The 3,855-nt window shown below is 48.6% G+C and carries 5 protein-coding genes; 1 reads left to right on the top strand and 4 read right to left on the bottom strand.

Annotated features, from left to right (window positions below):
* On the top strand, window positions 1-193 hold a 193-nt coding region (locus Q0274_RS01975), incomplete at its 5' end, for a hypothetical protein (protein ID WP_298027253.1).
* A gap of 366 nt (window positions 194-559) precedes the next feature.
* Here Q0274_RS01975 and Q0274_RS01970 read toward each other — a convergent pair.
* The 4 genes from Q0274_RS01970 to Q0274_RS01955 all read right to left on the bottom strand — a co-directional run.
* Entirely contained in the window at window positions 560-985 is a 426-nt protein-coding gene (locus Q0274_RS01970; RefSeq protein WP_298027250.1) for a hypothetical protein, read from the bottom strand.
* A gap of 60 nt (window positions 986-1,045) precedes the next feature.
* Window positions 1,046-1,357, bottom strand: a complete 312-nt coding sequence (locus Q0274_RS01965; protein WP_298027248.1) for a class I SAM-dependent methyltransferase — start codon at window positions 1,355-1,357, stop codon at window positions 1,046-1,048.
* A gap of 413 nt (window positions 1,358-1,770) precedes the next feature.
* Window positions 1,771-2,445 (bottom strand): methionine ABC transporter permease, encoded by a 675-nt coding sequence (locus Q0274_RS01960; RefSeq protein ID WP_298027245.1) that lies wholly within the window; start codon window positions 2,443-2,445, stop codon window positions 1,771-1,773.
* Between the two features lie 260 nt (window positions 2,446-2,705).
* A partial coding sequence (locus Q0274_RS01955) for a UbiD family decarboxylase domain-containing protein (RefSeq protein WP_298027243.1) occupies window positions 2,706-3,855 on the bottom strand: 1,150 nt, incomplete at its 5' end.

Below are 3,855 nucleotides of genomic sequence, written 5' to 3'. Positions count from 1 at the left end.
GTTTAAGGGAGATGCCAAAGCATCTACTATGGGACTTGACGCTCCTAAGCCTAGCCTAAAAGGCTCTACCGGAGTATTTGAAGCAGGCTATAAATACGATAGCAAAAACCTTATCCTTAGCCTAGGAGGCAAGGGCTATATAGGCAAGACAAGAGGCGGTGCTATCAATGCAGGGTTTGAGGTGATGTTTTAAATTTTAAGAGATGCGTAAGCTCTAACTCACACATCTATAAATCAAATCCTATACTTAAAATTTCAGGGGCGGGAGATTTCTCGCCCCTTTTTAAATTTAGAAGAGAATAAAATTCTAAGACCGCAGCCCTTAATTCGATTTGTGCTTTAAAATTTCAAAGCGCAGCGTATAAAAATTTTCAATTTTTATTTTATGCGATAAGCTACAAAAATTTAACTCATATTTTTACGCGATAAATTTAATATTATACGTAACTTGTCTTCTATATACCACGAGCGATCGCCAGAGCAGATACGGTTGGTTATTTTCAAGATGATAAGCCGGCTCGAATATGTAATTCCAGCATTGTGAGAGCGGAGCGTTGCGCTAAACGTCCACCCGCACGAATGCCCAGTGCATAAAATCCCGCTTTGGCTCGTATTTGCCGCTGTTAAAATACTCCGCTAGTCGCGCCTCCTCCGCTTCGCCTAGCTCACCGCCTAGCATCCAGCGCGTCTTTTGCACAAACTCCTCCACACTTTTCGCCGCACCGCCGTGGCACGGGGCTTTGATATAGCTGAGGCTTGGCAAATAGCCCGTTTGAAACAAGATGTTTAAAAGATAGACGAAGTCGGGCCTCTTTTGCACGTCGCGCCCTATCGCGTCCAAAATATCCCCGTCCACGAAGCTGCCGCCCACCTTAAACGTGATGTAAAGCGATTTTTTGGTCTTTGAAAGAAGCTTATTAAGCGCGGTTTTTAGATCGTCCACCTCGAGGCAGCGTGAAGCAAAAACGAGATCGCAAGCAGGCACGTCCGACCAGTCGTCCTCAAAGGCTTTTTGCGCGAATTTAGCGTTTTTTGCGCCGTAAATTTAAGCATTCTCGCGGGCGAATTCCAACATTTTGCGCGAAAAGTCGTAGCTGTAAATTTGATCCACCTTTTCTGCTGCCAGCACGCTTAGCGCGCCCGCTCCGCACGCAAAATCAAGCAGCGTAGAAATGCCTGTAAAATCGACCTTATCTATAAATTCTTCCGCGTAGACGCTTTTCATCACGCCCTCGTTAAAGCTCGGCGCCTTTTTGTCCCAATGCTCGGCCAGTTTTTTGCCGAATGAGCTTCTCGCCTTTTGCGCCTTATAAAGCGCGTCAAAGTCGATCTCATCGTAGTTTGAAGCTAAAATCATAACTATCCTTTCTAAAATTTAGCGGACAGATCGCACCGATTTTTCGTTAAATTTTAGCGCAAATTTATGCGCCACGCCCAAACCCGCCTAAAATTTCAAACTACCCGGCGAGAAGTGCTAAGGTAAGCCCACCTCTGCGTATTTTATCTGCTTGAAATTCTTTAAATTTTCACTGAACGATCGAAGCTAAATTTTAGAAAGTCCGCTCATAAATCAAAATTTTTAGTCTGCCGCTACGAACACGGAGAATGAATGCCCGAAGCTAAGCGTAGAATTTGAGTGCAAGCAAGAGTACGAATAGCCGGATACGAGTGCAAAAAGACAAAGCTTAGGCGCAGTCAAATACCGCTTGCGGTATGCGTCATCGCTCGTACATTTACTTTTCGCGATAGCAAGAGACCTTGTCTAAACCCTTACTTTTTCGTAATTTTATAAAGTAAATTTCCGATGCTTTGTATGATCTGCACAAGCACGATCAGGATCACGACGGTGTATGCCATTATGTCGGGGCGGAAACGCTGAAAGCCGTAGCGGATCGCCACGTCGCCGAGCCCGCCGCCGCCGACCGTGCCCGCCATCGCCGTAAATCCGATGATGACGATAAGCGTGAGTGTAATCGCGCCGATGATACTAGGCAGCGCCTCGACAAACATTACGCGAAAGATGATCTGCGTCTTGCTCGCGCCGAAGCTCTTCGCCGCCTCGATTACGCCGCTATCGACCTCCAGCAGAGCGCTTTCGATGAGGCGAGCGATAAAGGGGGCCGAGCCGATAGTAAGCGGCACGATCGCCGCGGTGGTGCCGATGCTCGCGCCCACAAGAAGCTTTGTAAGCGGAAAGAGCACGATCAGCAAAATTATAAACGGAAAGCTTCGCAGCGTATTTATCGCGACGTCCAACACGGCGTAAACGATGCGGTTTTCGCAAAGCCCGCCGCGACGCGTAAGGATAAGCACGATCGCAAGCACGAGCCCTAAAATAAACGCCAAAGCCGTACTTACGAAGGTCATATACAGCGTCTCCAGCGTCGCGTTTAGCAGCAGCTTCGGTATTGCTCCGCTAAAAAAATTTTGTATCCACTCTATCATTTATGTCCTTTCATTTTGTGCTTGCTTGCGCTATATCGAGCTTTTGCACCTTTTCAAAAAAATTTGAAATTTTAAAATTTCGCTGCAGCAAATTTTACGCCTTAAAATTTTAGCCCTCGCGAAGCGGTAAATTTTATGAAATTTTTCCGCCTTAAGGTCGTAAATTTAAATAGAATTTCGTCTAAATTTAACGCGCAGCCCGTAAAACCAAAGCTAAAATTTTAAAATTTCAAATCCGCGCCAAGTTTCACCCCGCGCCCTCAAAAAATTTCAAATTTCTTAAATAGCTCGGGTTCGTCCTGCACGATGCCGCGCTCTATGAGGCTTGACACGACTTCGCGGCTGCATAGCGTCTCCTGCGGCCACCGGCGCGTATAGCCCTCCCACTCATGCTTGCTCGTAGCGTCGATACAGATGCGATCATTCTGTGCCACAAACACGTCGCGCAGCGCATCGATGCTATTTACGACGCGCCAAACGCTCATATAGAGGTTGCTCGCGTCATTCCCCGCATCGGTAAAAATCAAAATTTTAAAATGTTCGCTAAATTTCAAAATCCGCCGCCAGCTCCGCTCTACGAGCTCTTTTTTGTCTATGTTTATCAGCACGAGCGGGTTTTTCGTATCGCAAAAGTGTTGCTTAAGCGCCAAAATAGCAGGCTCCTCGCTTTGAAATTTAGCTAGCAGCTCCTCGTCGCTTAAAATTTGCGGCGCCTGCGAGCTTAAATCGACCGTCGCATCGATGCCGAGCTTACCGCCGAAGCAGGAGTTCGGGCTTGCGTGATCAAGCTGGTCGCACACACCCTCGCTAAAAACGAGACTGCACGCACCCAGGCGGTTTAGGACGTACTTCGTAAGCCCCTCGTACTCATCTAAGCTCGGCGCGTCCTGCGGTACGAAAACGGCGTGCTTGACGAAGCTCATCTGCCCTACGCCCCAAAACGCGTGCATGATCTGTTTGGCAGCAGCGGGGTAGCGCACGGCGATCTTAGCCAAAATCAAGTTGTGAAATACGCCGTTTTCGGGCATTTTATAATCAATCAGATCGGGCGCGCTCGTGCGAAACAGCGGCAAGAAGATCCGCTCGGTCGCGTATCCCATAAATTTATCCTCAAGCGGCGGCTTGCCGACGACGGTGGCGTGAAATACGGGCGCGCGCTTGTGCGTGATCGCGCTAACCTCCATCATTACCGGGAATGGCTCTACCGGCGTATAATATCCGGTGTGATCGCCGAAAGGCCCCTCCGGCTCGCTTACTGCGGGATCAACAAAGCCCTCGATCACGTAGTCCGCATCGGCGGGAACGTAAATTTCATTCGTAAGCGATTTTACAAGGCGAGCGGGGCTGCGGCGGATGAAGCCGTAAAGCAGCAGCTCAAAAATCTCCTTCGGCAGCGGCGCCTGACCGCAC

The sequence above is a fragment of the uncultured Campylobacter sp. genome, from assembly GCF_937973075.1.
GTDB lineage: Bacteria > Campylobacterota > Campylobacteria > Campylobacterales > Campylobacteraceae > Campylobacter_B.
This window is presented reverse-complemented; position numbering and strand designations above follow the sequence as displayed.

Bases quoted from the DNA above. Each gene is read 5' to 3' on its own strand.
- Q0274_RS01965 (WP_298027248.1), bottom strand. From the start codon at position 1,357: ATGATTTTAGCTTCAAACTACGATGAGATCGACTTTGACGCGCTTTAT.
- Q0274_RS01960 (WP_298027245.1), bottom strand. From the start codon at position 2,445: ATGATAGAGTGGATACAAAATTTTTTTAGCGGAGCAATACCGAAGCTG.